At 54.7% G+C, this 19,299-nt stretch carries 24 protein-coding genes; 10 read left to right on the forward strand and 14 right to left on the reverse strand.

Features of this window, described 5'->3' with window-relative positions:
- Positions 1 to 4: 4 nt before the first annotated feature.
- Positions 5 to 493 (reverse strand): DUF721 domain-containing protein, encoded by a 489-nt coding sequence (locus tag MLD66_RS11565; protein ID WP_247218040.1) that lies wholly within the window; start codon positions 491 to 493, stop codon positions 5 to 7.
- 227 nt (positions 494 to 720) lie between these two features.
- Here MLD66_RS11565 and MLD66_RS11570 point away from each other — a divergent pair, with 227 nt between their 5' ends.
- From MLD66_RS11570 to MLD66_RS11580, 3 genes are all read left to right on the forward strand, one after another.
- Complete coding sequence (locus MLD66_RS11570) at positions 721 to 1,023, forward strand: RNA-binding protein (protein ID WP_247218042.1); 303 nt, start codon at positions 721 to 723, stop codon at positions 1,021 to 1,023.
- A 79-nt stretch (positions 1,024 to 1,102) separates the two neighbouring features.
- Positions 1,103 to 1,243: a hypothetical protein gene (locus MLD66_RS11575; RefSeq protein ID WP_247218043.1), complete on the forward strand. Its 141-nt coding sequence runs from the start codon at positions 1,103 to 1,105 to the stop codon at positions 1,241 to 1,243.
- Entirely contained in the window at positions 1,243 to 1,932 is a 690-nt protein-coding gene (locus tag MLD66_RS11580; protein WP_247218045.1) for a C40 family peptidase, read from the forward strand. The genes MLD66_RS11575 and MLD66_RS11580 overlap by 1 nt, the downstream gene beginning before the upstream one ends.
- Here MLD66_RS11580 and gmd read toward each other — a convergent pair.
- The 4 genes from gmd to MLD66_RS11600 form a co-directional block, all read right to left on the reverse strand.
- On the reverse strand, positions 1,929 to 2,984 hold the full coding sequence (gene gmd, locus MLD66_RS11585) for a GDP-mannose 4,6-dehydratase (protein WP_247218047.1): 1,056 nt from the start codon (positions 2,982 to 2,984) through the stop codon (positions 1,929 to 1,931). The genes MLD66_RS11580 and gmd overlap by 4 nt on opposite strands.
- Positions 2,985 to 3,000: 16 nt before the next feature.
- Complete coding sequence (locus MLD66_RS11590; protein WP_247218049.1) at positions 3,001 to 3,708, reverse strand: potassium channel family protein; 708 nt, start codon at positions 3,706 to 3,708, stop codon at positions 3,001 to 3,003.
- Entirely contained in the window at positions 3,708 to 4,892 is a 1,185-nt protein-coding gene (moeB, locus tag MLD66_RS11595) for a molybdopterin-synthase adenylyltransferase MoeB (protein ID WP_247218051.1), read from the reverse strand. Before moeB ends, MLD66_RS11590 begins: the two co-directional genes overlap by 1 nt.
- A gap of 91 nt (positions 4,893 to 4,983) precedes the next feature.
- Positions 4,984 to 5,127 (reverse strand): DUF3285 domain-containing protein, encoded by a 144-nt coding sequence (locus tag MLD66_RS11600; protein WP_247218053.1) that lies wholly within the window; start codon positions 5,125 to 5,127, stop codon positions 4,984 to 4,986.
- Between the two features lie 136 nt (positions 5,128 to 5,263).
- Between MLD66_RS11600 and MLD66_RS11605 the strand changes: the two genes are divergently transcribed.
- From MLD66_RS11605 to MLD66_RS11620, 4 genes are all read left to right on the forward strand, one after another.
- Complete coding sequence (locus MLD66_RS11605; protein ID WP_247218055.1) at positions 5,264 to 5,470, forward strand: DUF2997 domain-containing protein; 207 nt, start codon at positions 5,264 to 5,266, stop codon at positions 5,468 to 5,470.
- A gap of 13 nt (positions 5,471 to 5,483) precedes the next feature.
- Positions 5,484 to 5,870 (forward strand): DUF1257 domain-containing protein, encoded by a 387-nt coding sequence (locus tag MLD66_RS11610; protein WP_247218057.1) that lies wholly within the window; start codon positions 5,484 to 5,486, stop codon positions 5,868 to 5,870.
- Positions 5,870 to 6,196: a ferredoxin gene (locus MLD66_RS11615; protein ID WP_247218060.1), complete on the forward strand. Its 327-nt coding sequence runs from the start codon at positions 5,870 to 5,872 to the stop codon at positions 6,194 to 6,196. Before MLD66_RS11610 ends, MLD66_RS11615 begins: the two co-directional genes overlap by 1 nt.
- 454 nt (positions 6,197 to 6,650) lie before the next feature.
- Positions 6,651 to 7,325 (forward strand): PHP domain-containing protein, encoded by a 675-nt coding sequence (locus tag MLD66_RS11620; protein ID WP_247218062.1) that lies wholly within the window; start codon positions 6,651 to 6,653, stop codon positions 7,323 to 7,325.
- Between the two features lie 115 nt (positions 7,326 to 7,440).
- Here the strand turns inward: MLD66_RS11620 and MLD66_RS11625 are convergent, their stop codons facing one another.
- The 4 genes from MLD66_RS11625 to MLD66_RS11640 are packed head-to-tail and all read right to left on the reverse strand — an operon-like array spanning position 7,441 to position 9,955.
- On the reverse strand, positions 7,441 to 7,746 hold the full coding sequence (locus tag MLD66_RS11625; protein WP_247218064.1) for a hypothetical protein: 306 nt from the start codon (positions 7,744 to 7,746) through the stop codon (positions 7,441 to 7,443).
- Positions 7,721 to 8,122 carry a biopolymer transporter ExbD gene (locus tag MLD66_RS11630; RefSeq protein ID WP_247218066.1) on the reverse strand — a complete coding sequence of 134 codons (402 nt, stop codon included), beginning with the start codon at positions 8,120 to 8,122 and terminating at the stop codon, positions 7,721 to 7,723. The genes MLD66_RS11625 and MLD66_RS11630 overlap by 26 nt, the downstream gene beginning before the upstream one ends.
- Complete coding sequence (locus MLD66_RS11635) at positions 8,109 to 8,756, reverse strand: MotA/TolQ/ExbB proton channel family protein (protein WP_247218068.1); 648 nt, start codon at positions 8,754 to 8,756, stop codon at positions 8,109 to 8,111. The genes MLD66_RS11630 and MLD66_RS11635 overlap by 14 nt, the downstream gene beginning before the upstream one ends.
- A 44-nt stretch (positions 8,757 to 8,800) precedes the next feature.
- Positions 8,801 to 9,955, reverse strand: a complete 1,155-nt coding sequence (locus MLD66_RS11640) for an energy transducer TonB (RefSeq protein WP_247218070.1) — start codon at positions 9,953 to 9,955, stop codon at positions 8,801 to 8,803.
- Positions 9,956 to 10,075: 120 nt separating this feature from the next.
- Between MLD66_RS11640 and MLD66_RS11645 the strand changes: the two genes are divergently transcribed.
- Both MLD66_RS11645 and MLD66_RS11650 read left to right on the forward strand, forming a co-directional pair.
- Entirely contained in the window at positions 10,076 to 11,875 is a 1,800-nt protein-coding gene (locus MLD66_RS11645; RefSeq protein ID WP_247219107.1) for an ABC transporter ATP-binding protein, read from the forward strand.
- A 51-nt stretch (positions 11,876 to 11,926) separates the two neighbouring features.
- A complete protein-coding gene (locus tag MLD66_RS11650; RefSeq protein WP_247218071.1) occupies positions 11,927 to 12,364 on the forward strand; it encodes a YlqD family protein in 438 nt (145 codons plus the stop codon).
- Here the strand turns inward: MLD66_RS11650 and MLD66_RS11655 are convergent.
- The 4 genes from MLD66_RS11655 to btpA all read right to left on the reverse strand — a co-directional run bounded on the left by MLD66_RS11655 (position 12,357) and on the right by btpA (position 15,331).
- A complete protein-coding gene (locus MLD66_RS11655) occupies positions 12,357 to 13,274 on the reverse strand; it encodes an S-layer homology domain-containing protein (protein ID WP_247218073.1) in 918 nt (305 codons plus the stop codon). The genes MLD66_RS11650 and MLD66_RS11655 overlap by 8 nt on opposite strands.
- 62 nt (positions 13,275 to 13,336) lie before the next feature.
- Positions 13,337 to 13,489 (reverse strand): type II toxin-antitoxin system HicB family antitoxin, encoded by a 153-nt coding sequence (locus tag MLD66_RS11660; protein ID WP_247218075.1) that lies wholly within the window; start codon positions 13,487 to 13,489, stop codon positions 13,337 to 13,339.
- Positions 13,490 to 13,521: 32 nt separating this feature from the next.
- Positions 13,522 to 14,463 (reverse strand): vitamin K epoxide reductase family protein, encoded by a 942-nt coding sequence (locus MLD66_RS11665; RefSeq protein ID WP_247218077.1) that lies wholly within the window; start codon positions 14,461 to 14,463, stop codon positions 13,522 to 13,524.
- Positions 14,435 to 15,331 carry a photosystem I biogenesis protein BtpA gene (gene btpA, locus MLD66_RS11670; RefSeq protein ID WP_247218079.1) on the reverse strand — a complete coding sequence of 299 codons (897 nt, stop codon included), beginning with the start codon at positions 15,329 to 15,331 and terminating at the stop codon, positions 14,435 to 14,437. The genes MLD66_RS11665 and btpA overlap by 29 nt, the downstream gene beginning before the upstream one ends.
- Before the next feature lie 138 nt (positions 15,332 to 15,469).
- On the opposite strand from btpA, the gene MLD66_RS11675 reads away from it, so the two are divergent.
- Positions 15,470 to 18,136, forward strand: a complete 2,667-nt coding sequence (locus tag MLD66_RS11675) for a glucosidase (protein WP_247218081.1) — start codon at positions 15,470 to 15,472, stop codon at positions 18,134 to 18,136.
- 37 nt (positions 18,137 to 18,173) lie between these two features.
- Here MLD66_RS11675 and MLD66_RS11680 read toward each other — a convergent pair whose 3' ends face one another.
- Positions 18,174 to 19,232 (reverse strand): ABC transporter ATP-binding protein, encoded by a 1,059-nt coding sequence (locus MLD66_RS11680; protein ID WP_247219108.1) that lies wholly within the window; start codon positions 19,230 to 19,232, stop codon positions 18,174 to 18,176.
- Positions 19,233 to 19,299: the final 67 nt, after the last annotated feature.

A 19,299-nucleotide genomic window follows, 5' to 3' on the forward strand; every position in this document is an offset into this window, starting at 1 on the left:
CTTCCTAGTGTAGCGTTTGCCGGGAAAGTTCCACCGCCCGACAGAGGCTGCATACCCCCCAACGGTCCAATTCCGCCAGGGGTGCCGGGGCGTGACAGCGGGGACAAATGGGGGGACGGCGGTAGGTGGGGGGCGGGACAGGGGCGGTTCCGGGCGGGCGGGTGCCCCCTCGAAAGACCCTCCCGGCGGGGGGTTGCCCCTCTGGGGTCAGGGTGGGACGAAAACGAATATCTTTCAAAAGCTGGGGCAGTAAGGGATTCAGCCGTTGCAGGAGGCGATGCCGTTCAAAAGCGAGATTTTGCGCCCACACGGGGGAACGGGTCGCCACATACAACACCCCCCGGCGAATGTACAACGGCTCCGTCTGATGCTGTACCGTCGGCCCGACCAACTCCCCCCACACCCGCAATAACTCCCGCCACTGACGGCACTGCTCCCAAGTGGGGCTGGTGTCCAACCGCTCCAGAATCCGCCCCAAGGATGCCAATCCCATCACCACACCTCGCCAATGTTCTTAAATTTTTATTACATTTTGCGAGCTGAACTGGAAAATCTTCCCAATTTAATCCCTGTAGGTTATTATAGGGGTGTACTGATGTAGTTTTGGATTCAGCGTTCTTCCCAGTTTCCATTCGACGATTTTCCATTCGCCGATACGGCTTGAAGAAATTTTCCGCAACCGACTGCACGGTCATTTTCAATTTACATCGAGGCTAGCTCATGACGATTTACATTGGTAATCTGAATTACCGGGTGACGAAAGAAGATATTCAGGAAGTCTTTGCTGAATATGGCAGTGTCAAAAACGTGGTACTGCCGATGGATCGGGAAACCGGTCGGATGCGGGGGTTTGCGTTCGTGGAGATGAACGAAGACGACCAGGAAGACAAGGCGATCACCGAACTGGATGGAGCGGAGTGGATGGGTCGCCAACTGCGGGTGAACAAAGCCCGTCCGAAGGAAGACCGTCCCCGGGAAAGTTTTGGCGGCGGTCGCCGGGATTTTAACCGTTCTGGGGTTTAAGCTAAACTAAAGAACCCCTGACCCGGTGGCTGGCTCCGGTTGGGTCGGCTCCGGGTTATTCCCATTTGAGGTACTATCAGTGGCGAAACGCCGTAATCCCAAGAAAGAAAAAGCCCTGCGTAACCGGGCCTATGCCCGCAAATTTAGCCGCAAAACCACCAACAATCGCCGGGGTCGCTCGCCCCGGGAGAATGCCCCGGAGTCCGAACCCAATCTCTGATGTGGTACCGCTGTCAGCAGGTGGTCAATCTCTACGATGCCCCCACCGGGGAACGCCTGGCGACGCAAGCCCAAGCGGGTCGGTGGCTATATCCGGGTGAAACGTCCGGGGAACGCCGGTGGGTCACTTTAGCCGAGGACGATTACGGGGGTTGGGTGACCCCAGTGGATTGGGCTAACGTTCAGCCCACTACCACACCCTACCAGCCCCCCCAACTGAACCGGGCGGCGATTGTCCCCCGTTTACCCCTGGTGCTCACTTTTGCTCTGCACGCCATGGGACAACCCCATGTTTATCGCTGGGGCGGCACGGTGCCACCGGATTTTGACTGCTCTGGTCTGGTGCAGACTGCCTTTGCCCAGGCGGGCATTTGGTTGCCCCGGGATGCCTATCAGCAGGAAGCCTTTGTGGCTCCCATCAGCCGGGACAGCCTCGCACCGGGGGATTTGGTCTTTTTTGGTACCGCAGAGCGGGCGACCCATGTGGGGATTTATTTAGGCAATCAGCAGTACATTCATTGCTCTGGACTGGCCCAGGGGCGCAATGGTATCGGGGTGGATTCCCTGGGGGAGGACCGGGGAGCCATTGGGGAAACCTATGCCCAGCAGTGGCGGGGTGCGGGGCGGGTGGTGGCTTCCTATCAGCCCCAAAACCATCCAGATACCCAGAAATGTTTCGCCGCAACCTAATCACTCAAGCCAGGGAAATTCACCCAATGCCCCGCCTCCTTGAGCGTTAGTTCCTGGCGAGCCAATTCCAAATCATGCTGTACCATCATCTCTACCAATTCTTTGAAACTACACCGGGGTTGCCAATGGAGTTGTTTCGAGGCTTTGGTGGCATCCCCCAGTAAATAATCCACTTCCGTCGGGCGAAAATAACGGGGGTCAATTTTCACATAGTCCCGCCAATCCAAACCTACCAACCCAAACGCCGTTTCCAAAAATTCCTGCACCGAATAAGCCTCCCCAGTGGCTATTACAAAATCATCCGGTTGTTCCTGTTGCAACATCAACCACATCGCCTCCACATAATCCCCCGCAAACCCCCAATCCCGTTTCGCCGCCAAATTGCCCAAATACAAATGCTTTTGTAACCCCATTTTGATCCGCCCCAACGCCCGGGTAATTTTACGGGTGACAAAGGTTTCCCCCCGCCGGGGACTCTCATGGTTGAACAAAATTCCATTACAAATAAACATCCCGTAGGCTTCCCGGTAATTCACGCAATACCAATAAGCCGCCACCTTCGCCACCGCATAGGGACTGCGGGGATAAAAAGGGGTTTTTTCATGTTGGGGAGGAGGGGCCGCCCCAAACATCTCCGAGGAACCCGCCTGGTAAAATTTCACCCGGCGCCCGGAAATATTTTCGTAATCCCGCACCGCCTCCAACAACCGGAGCGTCCCCGTCGCCACCGCATCCGCCGTGTATTCCGGTTGGGCAAAGGAGACCTTCACATGGGACTGCGCCCCCAGGTTGTACACCTCATCCGGTTGCACCTGCTCGATAATCCGCCGCAAACCCGTCCCATCCGTCAAATCCCCATAGTGCAAAAACAGGCGTGCCTCCGGGTCGTGGGCATCCTTGTACAAATGATCCACCCGGCTGGTATTGAACAGCGAAGCTCTGCGAATAATGCCATGCACCGCATAGCCCTGGCGCACCAAAAAATCGGCGAGGTAGGAACCGTCTTGACCCGTAATGCCAGTAATCAGCGCTTTTTTCATGGTTTGGCTCATTCCCTGCTAGGTTTAATCAATCAATTGTGCCCTGGGGGGGTTGTTTGGGGGGGATAACTGGCGCTTCCCAAGGGGAACGGTACAACGCCACTACCCGCGCCACAATGATGGCAATATACATCTGTCCCATGATTGCCTCCACATTGGTGGCGGTCCGTGCCAAGGGACTGACCGGGGCAATGTCCCCATAGCCAACGGTAGTCAAGGTTACAAAACTAAAGTAATACAACGCTTCACCAGTGGTGGGGTGGCTGAAGGCAAACGCCTCGGGATTGACCGTGTACATGATGTTGTAAACAATACTCCAGAGGGTGCCGATCAGTAAATAAACACAAACACTCCCCCGCAGGGTATTCACCGTCACCCGTCGCTCTTGAAATAACCGCTGAATGATGGCACGAATCGGAACCATTAAAAAACCGACAAAAATAATTTGCCCCAGCAGATCAAGGGCAACGGTCACATCCACCGGTAACAATTGCACCCCCGCTAAATCCCGCAGTAATCCCAACAATTGTACCCCCAACCCCAATAGGGCTAAACCCAAGTAAGCCCGGAAGGTGCGCCGGGGTAAAATGGTGCGGGTGATGACCATAATTGCCCAAAATAAAAGGGAAACAATGACCAAGTTGCCCGAAGCGGTATAACCAACCAAAGGATGAAGGAGAAAAAGGGCAATTTGGGTTGCCAATAAATGAATGTATTGGGTGTCTTGCGTCGGCATTAATACTGGGGTACGGAAGGGTCAATTTCTCGGCTCCAGGCTAAAATGCCACCCTTGACATTCATCCCCACCCGCCCGGTTTTTTCCTTGATCAAATGCAAGGCTTTCAGGGAACGCACCCCGGATTTGCAATGCACCACCAGTTCCTGATCTCCCCAGATTTGGTTTAACTTTTCCAGACCCGCCCCCTGCTCCAATTCCGGCAAAGGAATCAACACCGAACCGTTGATGCGTGCCACTTCGTATTCCCCCGGATTCCGCACATCCACCAGCAAGGTTTGTTGGGGTTGCTGGGTCAGCCGTTGGTGTAATTCCTGCACCGTGATTTCGGGAATTTCTGCCTGCATGGTTTGCTCCTGCTGTCGGGCTTGGGTGATGCCACAAAACTGGTCGTAATCAATCAATTCTTTAATCACCGGACGGTCGGGATGGGGACGCAATTTTAATTCCCGAAACTGCATTTTCAGGGCATTATAAAGCAGTAAACGCCCGCTCAAGGTGTCCCCCAAGCCAAGAATCACTTTGATCGTTTCCGTCGCCTGTAACGAGCCAATCACCCCGCATAAAACCCCCAACACTCCCCCCTCAGCACAGGAAGGTACCGCACCCGGCGGTGGCGGTTCTGGGAATAAATCCCGATAGGTGGGTCCCCCCTGGTAATTAAACACGGACACCTGCCCCTCAAACCACAAAATCGAACCGTAAATAAACGGTTTATTTAATAACGTACAGGCATCATTGACCAAATAACGGGTGGGAAAATTATCCGTGCCATCCACCACTACATCATACTTGGCAATAATATCCAGGGCATTGCTGGCATTTAACTGGGTTTCATACACATCCACCTGACAATGGGGGTTTAACTGGGCAAGGCGTTCTTTGGCAGATTGTGCCTTGGATTGCCCCACCCGTTCCACCGTATGAATAATCTGGCGTTGCAAATTAGAAATGTCCACCGTATCAAAATCAATAATCCCCAAACGACCAATGCCCGCCGCCGCCAAATAGAGCAACACCGGCGAACCCAGCCCCCCGGTTCCCACGCACAACACCTTCGCCGCTTTTAATTTTTTTTGCCCCTCTAACCCCACCCCCGGCAAGATCAAATGGCGGGAGTAACGCTCATACTCCGCTTGGGTGAGGGCAGGAAGTTCGCTCGCCAACGCATCAACAGCAGTCATGGGTTGCCCTAAAATTCACAAGTGCCCATCAAGGTAGCACATTTTGGGACACCCCTTGGCAAAATCACCCAGTTTAATTTTTAATTGTTGACTAATGCGTGAGATAAGCCAGCCCCACCAAGACCCCAATCAGCCCCAGGGCGGTCAGGGTGAAATGGAAAAGGGATACCCTGCCTTTGCGTACCATATTCCGCATGGCGAGACGGACATAGCTGGGGGGGCGTTGCTGGGTCATGACCGGGGAGCACTCTGTGAACTCCAGTGTAGCCCATACCCCAGGATTCAGAACTGGCAAATGTTAAAAATTATGAGCAAGATGTCATTCTCCCTAATCTTCGTTACAATCTGAGGTAATTCGTGGGTGACAACCGATGGAAACCATAGAGTTTATCATTCGCCCGGATGGACGGGTCGAGGTGCAGGTACAGGGCATTGCCAGTGCGGAGTGCACCCAGGTTTCCCACCCCATCGAGCAGGAGTTGGGGCACGTTGTCCACCGGGAATGGACGGCGGAGTATTTCCAGACCACCCATACCCAGCCCCACCACCAGGACGTTCACATCCATCCCCATTACTAAAGGCGGTATTCCCATGTCCCATTTCAGCACCATTCACACCAGCCTGCGGCACCGGTCAGCCCTCGAAGCCGCTCTCACCCGGCTCAACTATACCTATCGGGTCGGTTCCCAGCCGGTACGGGGTTATCGGGGACAAACCCAAACCGCAGACTTGGTCATTCCCCAGGACAATGGCTATGACATCGGCTTTGTCTGGGACGGTCAGCAGTACAATTTGGTGACAGATTTGCAGTACTGGCAACAGCCCCTGAGCGTGGAAGGTTTTGTCAAGCAATTGCACCAACAATATGCCTACGAAGTAGTGGTTGCCCAGAGCCAGAAGCAAGGGTTTCAGGTGAGCGAGTCCCAACAATTACCCGATGGTTCCCTGCGGTTGGTGGTACAACGCTGGGCGGTCTGATGGAGCGGACGGGATTTGAGCCAGAACTGGGCGGTCAATGGCGGCAAAAAGCTGTCTATGTGGATGAGGCGGTCTGTATTGGGTGCAAACATTGTGCTCACGTCGCCCGCAATACCTTCTACATCGAGCCGGACTACGGACGCTCCCGGGTGGTGAACCAGGATGGCGACCCGGAGTATCTGATTCAGGAAGCCATTGATACCTGCCCGGTGGACTGTATCCATTGGGTGAATTACCGGGATTTACACCGCTTAGAGACCGCTCGCAGTCACCAGCAATTGGTACCGGTGGGGTTTCCGGGGGCGGCACAGCGGCGGGCTGTCTAAACGGCAATTTTGCCAGCTTTGGGGAATGTCGCCAAAGAACTAGGTAAAAAGGGGACAGTGCGCTCTGATCTTTTTTTTCTGGGCAATCCTAAGCATGGGTCGCAGGGGTGTAGCCTCCGTCAAAGAAGCACCTACGGTGTATGGTTCTCGATGATACAGCCTGTTCACCAATTACAGGGTACAAAGAATTTTATTTTCAAGGTTTAATGCCAATGAGGACTAGAGCCAGTGGGTTTACAGCCGTATCCCGTAACCACTTAAAAGACTGTATGAACATTCTAACCTCATAAAATGTTGCACTTTTATTAAAAATGACTATAAAACTCAATTCATGGGATGGATGACCGACCCTAGCGGCGAGTAGGCAAGCGCATTATCCATAATTGATGGGTCGTGCTATGCTGTAAATCGTAAAATCTTAACAAAGTTTTACGTTGTGAGCGGGGAGGTGGGCATGGCGGCAATTTTAGCCGAGCAACGGCCAACAATAAAACAACTCAAGGATGCTTTGGCCGGACTGCACGCCCGGAGTTGTCCCGATGTGTACAATTTTCATCTGCATACGGTGCATTCGGATGGTCGCCTGGAACCGGAGGAGGTGATTCGGCAGGCGTGGGATGGTGGCTTGCAGGGTTTGGCGATCACTGACCATCACAGTGTGCAGGGGTATGAACGAGCTTATCGCTACCTGATGGAGTTGAACAGCCCCCACAAACCTACCCTCTGGTCGGGGGTGGAAATTAGCTGTGAATTGTTGGGTTTGGAAGTGCATATTTTGGGTTACGCCTTTGACCCCAACCACGGACTGATGGCTCCCTATCTACAAGGCAGTACGCCTTTGGGGGATGATTACCCGGCGGCGGCGGTGATTACGGCGATTCAGGGGGCAGGGGGATTGGCGGTTTTGGCGCACCCGGAACGCTACAAAAAGCCCGCTAGTGAGTTGATTCCCGCAGCCAGCGCCCTGGGAATTGACGGGGTAGAAGCCTACTATGCCTACCACAACCCCGACCCCTGGCGGCCCAGCCCAGAACAAACGGCTCGGGTACTGCATCTCAGCCGGGTGTATGGCTTGTGGGTGACCTGTGGCACCGATACCCACGGGGAAAATATCTGGCGGCGGCTATAGATACACGGGTCGCCGGGGCATCTCCCGCCCTTGGTTCTCCAGAATATCTGCCTGCCAGCGAAATAATCTTCCAGTGGCAACAATAAATAGAGGTGCCGACAAATCAAAAATCCAGCTAATTCACGGGTACGACAATTTCCACCAAAATCGAATCCGATCCATAACCCGCTGGCCCCGAACCCGGATCACCACCGGTTAACCCCGGACTAAATTGCACCCCAAAGGGCAGAGGCCAGCCCCCCGGTCGTTCCTGACGTAATTCAATTCTGGCTGGCCCCCCTGAACCATAATTTACATTCCCAGTCGTGCGGGCACGGGTAGGTAAGTCCGCCGCCCGTCCCTTCGGTTCTTGGGCAATCCCCGCCGGAGCTATGACCAGACAAAGTACAGCAAAACTAAGGACGTTGAGTGGCCACCGCAATCCGCACCCCCGGAATCTGCCGCAGTTGATCCATGATTGCCACCACTTGCCCATAATTGGCTTCCCGGTCCGCATTAATCACCACCACCGCATTCTGACCCGTCGGCACCAAGACCCGCACCCGGTTTTGGACTTCGCTGAGGGGAACCGTTTGCTCGTTGACCGCTACCGTTCCTGCTTTGGTTAAACTGACCGTCACGGGGGGGGCATTTTGCACCTGGGCGGTACTGGCTCCCGGCAAATTCACGGGCAAACTTTCCAGGCGGGTGAGGGAGAGGGTACTAACGATAAAATACACCAAAATGGCAAAAATCACATCAATCATCGGGACAATGTTGATCTGGGCTGGGGATTCATTTTCCTCATTGAGCCGCATGACTGCCTCCTTTTTCGTACCTATGGCGATAAATTAATTCCAACTGGCCGCCGTATTCCTGGATCAGGGCAATTTGCCGCTGGTACAAACCCCGGAAGGTATTGGCAAACAGCAAAGTAACCATCGCCACCACCAGCCCCGCCGCTGTGGAAATCAGGGCTTCCCCGATCCCCGCTGTCACCGCCGCCGACTGGGTGCCCCCCAAATCCCCCAGGCGCAGGTTCGCCAAACTGGTAATTAGACCCAGCACCGTGCCCAACAGCCCCAGCAGGGGGGACAGGCTGATAATGGTTTCAAAAACCGTATTAAACCGTTTGATCAGGGGGAGTTCCGCCTGGGCGGCGGTTTCCAGGGCGAGGCGAAATTCCTCCGGGTTGGGGTCGTCCAGTTCCAGGGCGGATAAAAAGATGCGAGCCAGGGGCAGATGGCTATTTTGCTTGAGGAGAATCATCGCCGAACGGGGACTGCGTTGGTACAAGCTCAGGGTTTCCTGGACAATTTCGGGCTGGCGGGTGCTGACCCGTATCCAAAAGACCAACCGTTCTAGGACCAGCGCCAAGGCGAGGATCGAAAACCCCAGCAAGGGCCACATGACGACCCCCCCGGCGGCAAATAAACGACTGGCAACTTCCATCTGCACCTCCCAGTACGCACGGGAACCCCGATCCAGCAAGTTCCTTAAAAACCATACCAACTGCGGGGGGTCTGAATCACAGAATTATTGACGTAAATGTTAAAGGTAAATTCGATTTCCAGTTTGTTGTGGGGATATTGCTCCGGTAGGGCACCAAAGGGAGCCGCCCGTTGAATTGCCAGGATGGTTTCCGTGTCGGTTTGGGCATTCCCAGAGGTTTGCAGAACCCGCATATTGGAAATTTGCCCATCCCGGTTGATGGTAAAGCCGATGACCGCTTGCCGCTGTTGATCCGGGGTGTGGGGGTTCCAGCGTTCCTGCACCCGCCGCCGGAGGTTGGCAAGATAGGGACCTAAATCCACCTCCTGCCGAGCCGCCAATTGGGTGGGGCCAGGGGCGTTGCGGGTGGTATTGGCTTCCTGGTCTAACTGGGCTTGGCGGGCATCTTTGCTGAGGGTGCCCCCCAAAAGAGACGCATTTCCCTTGGGTGGGGTGGGGGCGGCGGCGACCTGGGGCGGGGTGGGATTGGTAGGGGGTTGGGGGTTCGGACGGCTGACCGCAGGGGGTGCGGGTTGGGGAATGGGCGGGAGTAACCGTGCTAGGGGTTGGGGCTGGGGTTTCGGTGGTACAATCGGGCTGGGAGTGGGTTCGGGGGTCGCCTGAACAATGGGGCTAGGTTGGGGTTGGGGCTTAGGTTGCGGCTCCGGGGAGGCAACGGGGCTAGGTTGGGGCTGGGGTTCCGCCTGGGCGACTGGGCTGGGAATGGGTTCTGGAGACGGTTGGGGTTGAGATTCCGCTTGCGCTACCGGGTTGGGTGCGGGTTGAGGTTGCGTTTGTGCCACCGGGCTGGGCAGGGGTTCGGGCGAGGATTCTGCTTGGGGAGTAGTTTGGGAATCAGAACTCGCCGTTGCCCGTTGGGTGGTTTCCAGATTGCGGGGGCTATCGGGGCGCACCGTTCCCTGGGCTACCGTATTGCGAGCGGCACGGTTAGGGGTGTCCGGGGGTGGGGTATCATCCAGTTCCGCCTTGGGCGCATCCACAATTTCAATCGGGGGTGGCTCCTCGGTTTTGGTGAGTTCTAAAGGTGGGTCAGCCCAGTGGAGGGCAAGAACTGCCGCCCCGTGAAACAAGAGGGAAAGCACGAGGTAGAGCCACAAATTAGCCGCTTGTCGCCGCCGCCATCGCCACATAGAAACCATGACCCCACACCCTGTTGGTTTTGCTCACTGATTCGCCCTATAGTTTAGCAAATTGTGATGAGAGCCGTTGCTTGGCTGTTTGTCCCATACTAGAAAAGGTCAATTATGGGGTTTTTTGTGGTGCAATACTCGCAGAAGTTTGGTCGTCCTGGGGGAGATTGGCAATTACTCAAACATTTGGGGCGTTATGCGTTTCGTTACCGCCAATTGCTATTCCTGTCTTTTATTTTACTCTTGCCCTTAGCCTTTGCCAGTGCCATTCAACCGGTTTTGATTGGACAGGCGATTTCCTTGGTTCGGCAAGAACCGGTGCCGGAATTTTTACAGCGGCTTTCCCTTTCCCAGGGGTTACGATTAATCGCTATGTTGTTATTAGTCACGGTGGTGTTGCGCCTGAGTTTGCAGGGGATGCAAAGCTATCTAATTCAAAAGGTGGGACAAAATATTACGGCAGACATTCGTCAGAATTTATTTGACCATGTGCTGGCACTGCCCATGACCTATTTTGACCGCACGCCGGTGGGGAAATTGATCACCCGTTTGACCAGCGATGTGGAAGCCCTTGGGGATGTATTTGCGACGGGGGCGGTGGGGATTTTGATTGATATGTTTACCATCGTTGCTATCGCCGTCATTATGTTTATACAGCAGTGGTTACTGGCTTTGGTGTTGTTGGCTTTGCTGATTCCAGTGACGGGATTAATTACCTATTTTCAAGCCCAATTTCGCAAGGCAAATTACCAATCCCGGGAGGAATTATCCCGCCTCAATACCCTGATTCAAGAGAATATTCAAGGGATAAACGTTGTCCAGATTTTTGGGCGGGAGCGGTACAACGCCTATCTATTTCGCAAGGTGAATCAACGGTACAATCGGGAGGTGGATAAAACCATTTTTCATGACTCGGCAATTTCCGCGACTTTAGAGTGGATTGCTCTGGTAGCGACGGCAGCGGTATTGATGGTTGGGGGATGGTTGGTGTTGGGGGATAATTTAACGTTTGGGGTGTTGGCGAGTTTTATTCTTTTTGCCCAGCGATTGTTTGACCCCCTGCGGGAATTGGCGGAGAAATTTACCCTGATTCAATCGGGGTTGACGGCGGTGGAACGGATTCAGGAAATTCTCTCCCAACCCGTGACCATTCGTGACCCACAGACACCGTTAATGTTACCGACACAAGGGGGCGGGGAAATTCGGTTTGAGCAGGTTGCTTTTGCGTATCAACCGGGGGAATGGGCGGTCAAAAATTTGGATTTTGTGATTTCACCGGGGGAAAAAGTGGCACTGGTGGGACCCACCGGAGCGGGGAAAAGTTCGGTGATTCGTCTGCTCTGTCGTTTGTATGAACCAAACCAGGGGCGAATTTTGATTGATGGCGTGGATATTCGACATTTGGCACAGGCGGATCTGCGTCGGTATGTGGGGGTAATTTTGCAGAACCCGTTTTTGTTTAGCGGGGATATTTACAGCAATATTGTCCTGGGAGAATCCTATACCTTTGATGAAGTGGAAGCCATTGCTCGCCAGTTAAATTTACATGAATTCATCACCCATTTACCCCAGGGATACCATACGCCGGTGCGGCAACGGGGAAGCAATTTATCCACAGGGCAAAAACAGTTGATTGCCTTCGCCCGGGTGGCAATTCGGCAACCCCGGATTTTGGTTTTGGATGAGGCAACCGCCAGCTTGGATGTGGGCACGGAAGCGGTGATCCAAACGGCTTTGCAACGGCTATGGCAGAATCGCACGGTGGTGATGATTGCCCATCGTTTAGCCACCATTCGCCAGGTGGATCGGATTTTGGTGTTGAAATCGGGTCAGGTGATTGAAATGGGTTCCCATCAGGAATTGCTGAACCAGGGGGGGCTTTATGCCCATTTGCATCGCCTGCAATTTGCCGGGTTGGGGGTGAGTTAATTCCCCATCCAGGGTATGATAGCAGATGTTCATTTCACACCGGGTTGAAACATGGCAGGCATGACAGAATTGATGCTCAAACGGTCGGTGAATATCAAGGTCATTGTGACCCCCCGTTGGAAGGAAGAAACCCTGCAAATTTTGCAGTCCCAAATTAATCAAATTGATGCCCGCACCCAACAGATTGACGTGCAGGTACAACGGGCAATGACGGAACTCAAAAAACAACCGGCTAGCCCCCAGGTGACGGAGCAGATTAGCTCGATCCAATTTCAAGCCAATGATGAAAAAAGCAAACTCCTGGATCAAAAAAATCAAATTCTCACCCAACTCACCCAGGTGCAAACCCTGGAGATGGAACAGGAGGTGAATCAGGGGCAATTGGATGGCTATTTCACCGTTAAGGTGGGGGAAAATTTGATCGAAAAAATGCAGGTGGAGGTGGTGATCCGGGACGGGGTGGTGCAGGAACTGCGGGGGGTTATTTAAGAGCTTCCCGGGCGGTGACCAACGTATCCCCGTTCCCCAAAGACCAGAGGGCGGCGAGGGCTTGGGCTTGACTGACCATCCTTTGGGGCAAAAACAAACGGGTGCGTCCCCATACCCGCCGAACCGTGCTGGGTTCATGACCGTAATCGGCACTCAATGCCGCCAACGCCAGGGGGTCAAGGGTCGCTGAATCCTGAAACCCCCAGGTTTTCGCCACGTCCGCCACGGTGGCTGTGGGTAGGGTGCCGGGGACATCCAGGGACACTTTCCAGGTAATCAGGGCGGCACGGGTGAGGGGTTGGTCGGGCTGAAACCGGGTGGGGGCGGTGGGGCTGGTCAACCGGCTGGGGATAATGCCCGCTTCTGCCAAACCCTGGATGGCGGGGAAATCCGGGTCAGAACGGGGCACATCCGTAAATACGGGGGGACTGCCGGGGGTAGCGGGTCGCACCTGCCGTTCGATCTGGTCTTGGTAAAGCCGTTGTTGCACCGCCATCAACCACCGGGCAAACTGGCGGCGGGTCACGGGTTGTTCCAATTGCACCTCGCTGGCGGGAATCACCCCTAAATTCAACACCTCCTGTACCAGGGGTTGCAAAGCGGTTGGCACAGCAGTGAGATTGGCAACTACCACCGGTGTCGGGCTGGGTTCCGGGTCAGCGACCACCTCCGGGTTTGGTGTATCCGTAGGTGTAGGGGTGGGGCTGGGTTTCGCCGGGAGGGTGGGGCTGGGGGAAGTGAGTTTCGGGTCGGGGGCGAGGGAACGTTCTAGTCCACTCCCCTGGCAAGCAGTGAGGGTGAGGGATAGTAATATTCCTAAATTGCCTGCTAAAGCACGTTTCATGCTAATTGTGATGGTTGGTTCCGGGGAACCGCATTGGGGTTGATCACTGTGCCAAGATTTTGCCATTCATTTCTGCCGACCGGAACGCAAAGGTAACTTCACACCTACAATGCGATGAATTCTTGATTTTACACCAATTCAATGGCTTCTGGCTCTAAATATAAATCAATGGCTTCGCAGATATTATCTAAGGCTTCTTCCCTGGTTTTGCCCTGAGACCAGCAACTTTTGAGCATCGGTACATGGGCAATAAAATAGCCACCTTCTCCGGGTTCAAGCATGATTTCGAGATTCATGGCTACCTACATAAAAACTACTGGGACTTCACCACCTGGTTGATGAAATTTCTGGGACCTTGGTAATTGGTCAAATCCGCCAACTGATCCAAGGTTTTCACCCCGGGATAAAGTTTGCCATTGATTTCCCAGGTGGGATAGCCCTTAATTCCCACTTGCACACATAACTGGGTTTGGCTATTCACCCCCTTGGGATCGCATTCAACGTAGTTAATTTTCTTACTCGCCTCTTGCCCAAACAATTGCTTTTGCTGATGGCAATGGGGACACCAATAGGCACCAAACTCCCGGGCACCCACCTTGTTCAAATGCTCCACCAAAGCCAATTCCGCTGAACCGGAACGGGTGGTCACCGGGGGCGGCGATTGCAACCCCTGCCCCGTTTGTGTGCTGGAACTGCCCGCCTGCGCTGAAGCATCCACCCCGTTATACGCCGCCAAAATGCCCAACAGCGCTACCAAAACCACCACCAAAGCCGTGGTGAATAATTGCCCCACATCCCGCCACGCCCGCCCAAAGGTCGCCAAAAACCACAGGCACACGCTTAAAATCGCCGAAGTAATGCAATACACACACCAGGCACCAATTTTTACCGCCATTAAATAGACGAAATAACCACTGGAGACCAGCATCGCCGTCGTCAGGGCAAATAACGCCCATGCCCAGGGGAAATCCTGCTCTTTGTCCTGCCGAGGAGCCAAAACCACCGCCACTACCGCCACCGCCAGATAAAACCCAAACCCCACCAGGGACAGGGGGATGCCAAATAGCTGGGCGTACTCACTCTTCAATACCTGTTCGCAGCCGGTAGTCGGGCAAACCACATTCCCCCCCAGCCAGTGGGTAATGGTAATGTAAGCGGTTTCAATCGCCCCAATCCCGGCGAGGATGCCCATCATCGGGCGAGAATGGCGTTGCCACCAGGGGGCGCTACGGCGACGGTTGAGTAATTTGCTCATAGGAGTGGGCGGGAGATTCATTGGGATAGGGACTTGCATACCCAGGACTCAGATCGCTGGTCTCTGGTTCCAGGGCACGGCGTACGGCTTGCACAAAATGGCTCACCCGTTGGGGGTCAATCGGCTGTTCAATTTGACCTTTGCGCTTCAATGAACTGGCGACAATCACCCCATCGGCGGCTGTTAATAAGTGTGCCACATTGTCCGCATTGGCTCCACTCCCCACCAAGACCGGCACATGACCCGCCGCCGCCCGTGCCAGTTCCAAATCCTCCCGGGTGGGGGGATGCCCCGTCGCCCAACCGGATAAAATTACTGCATCGGCTAAACCCCGCTGGATCGTTTCCTGAACCGCTGTGGTTAAATTCGGCGTACCCAGGGGACGGGCGTGTTTGACTAGCACATCGGCAAAAATTTTTACCCCACTGTCCAACTCCCGCCGGTAGCGTAGGAGGCGATGGGCACACCCCTCGATCAACCCCTGATCCGTCGCCATCACCCCCGTCAGCACATTCACCCGGATAAAGTGCGCCCCCACATTCTGAGCAATCGCCAGGGCACTCAGGGCATCATTTCGCAGAACATTAATCCCCAGGGGCACATCCACCAACGCCCGCACCCGCTGGGCAATCAAGCTCATGGCACTGACCACCGCTGGATCGACCTGATGCTGGGTAAAGGGGGCATCAAAAAAATTTTCAATAATGATCCCATCCACGCCCCCGGTTGCCAAAGCACTGGCTTCCTGCTCCGCCCGCTCCATCACCGCCGCCAAACTCCCTCCCCACCGGGGTGATGTGGGCAATGGAAGGAGATGAACCACCCCGATCACCGGATGGGTCGTGCCAAAAACCCGCATTAAATCCATGCTGTTTGCCGCAGTGCCTTGCTCCTCATTATACCCCCGCCGTTGAACCAAATTTAATGTGTTCTTTATCTGTTGTTTACGTCCCCAGCTTGGGAAACAGGCTACAGTTTGAGGTGAATCGCAAAAAAGGGGGTTCCCATGTCCGCAGAGGCGCAACGTTTGGCAGATACCACGCAACCCTGGAAGCAGTGGGGTCCCTATCTGGGGGAACGGCAGTGGGGCACGGTGCGGGAGGACTACAGCGACACAGGGAACGCCTGGGACTATTTCAGCCATGACCAAGCCCGCTCCCGTACCTACCGCTGGGGGGAAGATGGCTTGGGGGGGATTTCCGACGACCAGCAATTGTTGTGTTTCGCCCTCGCCCTCTGGAATGGACGGGACCCAATTTTGAAAGAGCGGTTGTTTGGTCTCACCAACAGCGAAGGGAATCACGGGGAAGACGTGAAAGAATATTACTTTTACCTGGAGAATACCCCCACCCATTCCTACATGAAATATTTGTATAAATATCCTCAAAAACCCTTTCCCTATGATGATTTGGTGCATACCAATCGCCACCGTTCTGCCCATGAACCGGAATATGAATTATTGGATACGGGGGTGTTTGACGATAATCGGTATTTTGACGTGTTTATCGAGTATGCCAAGGCGGGGGTGCGGGACATTTGGATCAAAATTCGTGCCTGCAATCGGGGTACGGAAATTGCCCCAATTCACCTGATGCCGACCCTGTGGTTTCGTAATACCTGGAGTTGGTCGGATGCCAAGGATAAGCGCAAGCCGGGGATCAAAGCCCTGGACGGTCAAACGGTGGTGGCGGCACATCCCCTGTTGGAACCCTACTATCTCACGGCGCAAACGGGGGGGTATTGGCTGTTTACGGACAACGAAACCAACCTGGAGCGGCTGTTTGATACCCCGAATATTCATCCTTTTGTCAAGGATGCGTTCCATCGCTATCTGATCGAGGGCAAAACCAACGTGGTCAACCCCGCTAAAACCGGCACCAAAGCCGCTGTGCATTACCTGCTGGATGTGCCTGGGGGCGGCGAAGTGGCAATCCTGTTGCGGCTGAGTGACCGGCGGGAAGGGTTTGCCCCGGAACAGGGGGCACAGGTGTTTCACCAAAGGACGCAAGAGGCGGATGAATTTTATGCCCAGGTGATTCCCCCGACCACGCCGGAGGATCAACAAAACATCATGCGGCAGGCGATTGCCAGTCTGCTGTGGACCAAGCAGTTTTACTACTACCCGGTGGAGGAATGGCGCACCAGTGATTCCGGGGTGCCGGGGTACATGGGGCGGCAGATAGTTCGCAATAAGGAATGGTTTCATTTTGAGGCGAAAGATATTTTACTCATGCCCGATAAGTGGGAATATCCCTGGTTTGCCGCTTGGGATCATGTGTTTCACGTGGCGGTGGCGGCGATGGTGGATATAGATTTGGCGAAGGAACAATTACTCACGTTAACCAAGGATCGTTACATCCATCCCAATGGGCAATTACCTGCCTATGAGTGGAATTTCCATGATGTGAATCCGCCGGTGCATCCCTGGGGGGTGTGGCGGGTTTATCTCTTAGAAAAAGAGCGCACGGGCAAGGGCGACCGGGAATTTTTGGAGCGGTCATTTCACAAGTTATTGCTGTACTTTACCTGGTGGGTCAACCGCAAGGATTCCATTGGCAACAACGTGTTTGAGGGGGGGTTTTTGGGGCTGGATAATATCGGGGTGTTTGACCGCAGTGCCCCTTTGCCCACCGGGGGGGTGTTGGAGCAGGCGGATGGCAGTGCCTGGATGGCGGGTTTTTCCCTGTATATGCTGACCATGGCTCTGGAATTGGCGTTGGAGAATCCGGCTTACCAGGAGGTGGCAACTAAGTTTTATCAACATTTTTATTACATTGCCGGGGCGATGGACCGGGTGGGACTCCATGCGGATGAACTTTGGGACGAGGCGGATGGCTTTTTCTACGACCTGTTGCGGCTCCCGGACGGTCAGGCGTTGCGCTTGAAGATGCGTTCCCTAGTGGGGCTGATTCCCCTACTGGCGACGACGGTGATTGAGGAATGGGTGCTGGAGCGTTTGCCCGTGTTCCGCCGCCAAATTGCGGAATTTCAAGAACACCATCCCCATCTGTTTGCCAATGTCAGCGACCCGACGAAGCCGGGGGTGAATGGTCGGCGGTTGATTGCCCTGGTGAATGAAACCAAGTTGCGGCGGATTTTGGGGCGGATGCTGGATGAATCCCGGTTTTTGAGTGCCTATGGCATCCGTTCCCTGTCCCGGTACCATCTGGAACATCCCTACACGTTTCAGGTGGGCTACCACCCCTACGAGGTGCGCTATGAACCGGCTGAGTCCACCACGGGGATGTTTGGGGGCAATTCCAACTGGCGGGGACCGATTTGGATGCCCTTGAATGCCTTGTTGTTCCAAGCCCTGGTGGTGTTTTACAGCTACTACGGGGATGAATTGCGGGTGCCCTGTCCGGCACCGGAAGGTTCATTGCTCACCCTTTGGGAGGTCAGCCAAGAAATTTCCCGTCGCTTGATCGCCATTTTCGAGCGGGATGACCAGGGGCGGCGACCGGTGTATGGGGGGTCAGAAAAGTTCCAAAATGACCCCTACTGGCGGGATTTGATTTTATTTTACGAATACTTTCATGGGGATAATGGTTCTGGGGTGGGCGCCAGCCACCAAACGGGTTGGACGGCGATGGTGGCTCGGTTGATCCAATTTCAGCAGGCGGCGACGGCAGAAATGATCCTGGCGGAGGGTCTCAAACCGAGTATTGAATAGGGGGTTAATTCCCGGAACGCCCTATCGGATGGGCATTTCAGGGATTGCTGGGGAACGCCTGTACCCCCTGGGGTTTGACCCGTAGGCGCACCCGACTGCCCACCGGTAATAAAGGCTCTTGCCGCACCCGGGCGTGCAATTCCCGACCGGAAGGGGTGCTGAGGCAGTAGCGGTATTCCCGCCCCAAAAATTGCCGGTCCTGGATCACCGCTTCCCCCTGCTCGTCCGGCTCAAGGATGACATTCTCCTGGGGGATCATCAGTTCCCAATCCCTGGCGAGGTCGGGGCGGGGGGCGGGGTAGGGGATCGGACCAATTTCCGTGTGCCAAACGCCATCCCCTTGGGGGGTCGCCGGGAGCCAATTTCCCTGGGTGACCAGTTGCGCCACGACCCGGGAGGCGGGGCTTTGGTAAAGTTCGGCGGGGGTGCCAATCTGCTCGATTTTACCCCGGTGGAGGACGGCAACCCGGTCGCAGACGGCAAAGGCTTCCTCCTGGTCATGGGTGACAAAAATGCCGCTGGTGCCGGTGGTTTTGAGGATACGGCGGATTTCTAAACGCAGTTGTTGCCGCACCTGGGTATCCAGGTTGGACAGGGGTTCATCCAAAAGCAACAACCGGGGTTGGGGTGCCAAGGCTCGTGCCAGAGCAACCCGTTGCTGTTGACCGCCGGAGAGTTGGTGGGGATACCGGGCTTCATAACCGGTTAAATGTACCAATGCCAAAACCTGGCGCACCCGCTCGGTACGTTGGGAGGGGGATAATTTCCTGAGTCCAAATTCCAGATTGCGGCGCACGTTCAGGTGGGGGAAGAGGGCGTAATCCTGAAAAACCATGCCCAAATGTCGGGCTTCCGGGGGCACCCATTGACCGGCACCGGCAACAATATGGTCTTCTAAGCGAATGGTACCGCTGGTGGGAGCCATGAAACCGGCAATAAGTCGCAATAGGGTGGTTTTGCCACAGCCGGACGCTCCCAATAATCCTAGAATTTCTCCGGCAGGGAGGCAGAAGCTGATGTCCGTGAGGGTACCCTGGGACTGGCGGGGAAACCGGTAACTGATTTGGTCAAGGTGCAGTAAATCCGGGGCTGACATGGGCACACAGGGGAGATTTTTGTTACAAAATAAGTTCAATAGATTGTAAAAGTTCTTTTTTAGTGTA

Origin of the sequence: Synechococcus sp. C9 (assembly GCF_022984075.1) — a bacterium.
Lineage (GTDB): Bacteria > Cyanobacteriota > Cyanobacteriia > Gloeomargaritales > Gloeomargaritaceae > Gloeomargarita.

Excerpts from the sequence above, each read along its gene's own strand:
- MLD66_RS11565 (WP_247218040.1), bottom strand. The coding sequence starts at position 493 with ATGGGATTGGCATCCTTGGGGCGGATTCTGGAGCGGTTGGACACCAGC.
- MLD66_RS11570 (WP_247218042.1), top strand. The coding sequence starts at position 721 with ATGACGATTTACATTGGTAATCTGAATTACCGGGTGACGAAAGAAGAT.
- MLD66_RS11580 (WP_247218045.1), top strand. The coding sequence starts at position 1,243 with ATGTGGTACCGCTGTCAGCAGGTGGTCAATCTCTACGATGCCCCCACC.
- gmd (WP_247218047.1), bottom strand. The coding sequence starts at position 2,984 with ATGAGCCAAACCATGAAAAAAGCGCTGATTACTGGCATTACGGGTCAA.
- MLD66_RS11590 (WP_247218049.1), bottom strand. The coding sequence starts at position 3,708 with ATGCCGACGCAAGACACCCAATACATTCATTTATTGGCAACCCAAATT.
- moeB (WP_247218051.1), bottom strand. The coding sequence starts at position 4,892 with ATGACTGCTGTTGATGCGTTGGCGAGCGAACTTCCTGCCCTCACCCAA.
- MLD66_RS11600 (WP_247218053.1), bottom strand. The coding sequence starts at position 5,127 with ATGACCCAGCAACGCCCCCCCAGCTATGTCCGTCTCGCCATGCGGAAT.
- MLD66_RS11605 (WP_247218055.1), top strand. The coding sequence starts at position 5,264 with ATGGAAACCATAGAGTTTATCATTCGCCCGGATGGACGGGTCGAGGTG.
- MLD66_RS11610 (WP_247218057.1), top strand. The coding sequence starts at position 5,484 with ATGTCCCATTTCAGCACCATTCACACCAGCCTGCGGCACCGGTCAGCC.
- MLD66_RS11615 (WP_247218060.1), top strand. The coding sequence starts at position 5,870 with ATGGAGCGGACGGGATTTGAGCCAGAACTGGGCGGTCAATGGCGGCAA.
- MLD66_RS11620 (WP_247218062.1), top strand. The coding sequence starts at position 6,651 with ATGGCGGCAATTTTAGCCGAGCAACGGCCAACAATAAAACAACTCAAG.
- MLD66_RS11630 (WP_247218066.1), bottom strand. The coding sequence starts at position 8,122 with ATGCGGCTCAATGAGGAAAATGAATCCCCAGCCCAGATCAACATTGTC.
- MLD66_RS11635 (WP_247218068.1), bottom strand. The coding sequence starts at position 8,756 with ATGGAAGTTGCCAGTCGTTTATTTGCCGCCGGGGGGGTCGTCATGTGG.
- MLD66_RS11640 (WP_247218070.1), bottom strand. The coding sequence starts at position 9,955 with ATGGTTTCTATGTGGCGATGGCGGCGGCGACAAGCGGCTAATTTGTGG.
- MLD66_RS11650 (WP_247218071.1), top strand. The coding sequence starts at position 11,927 with ATGGCAGGCATGACAGAATTGATGCTCAAACGGTCGGTGAATATCAAG.
- MLD66_RS11655 (WP_247218073.1), bottom strand. The coding sequence starts at position 13,274 with ATGGCAAAATCTTGGCACAGTGATCAACCCCAATGCGGTTCCCCGGAA.
- MLD66_RS11660 (WP_247218075.1), bottom strand. The coding sequence starts at position 13,489 with ATGCTTGAACCCGGAGAAGGTGGCTATTTTATTGCCCATGTACCGATG.
- MLD66_RS11665 (WP_247218077.1), bottom strand. The coding sequence starts at position 14,463 with ATGAGCAAATTACTCAACCGTCGCCGTAGCGCCCCCTGGTGGCAACGC.
- btpA (WP_247218079.1), bottom strand. The coding sequence starts at position 15,331 with ATGGATTTAATGCGGGTTTTTGGCACGACCCATCCGGTGATCGGGGTG.
- MLD66_RS11675 (WP_247218081.1), top strand. The coding sequence starts at position 15,470 with ATGTCCGCAGAGGCGCAACGTTTGGCAGATACCACGCAACCCTGGAAG.
- MLD66_RS11680 (WP_247219108.1), bottom strand. The coding sequence starts at position 19,232 with ATGTCAGCCCCGGATTTACTGCACCTTGACCAAATCAGTTACCGGTTT.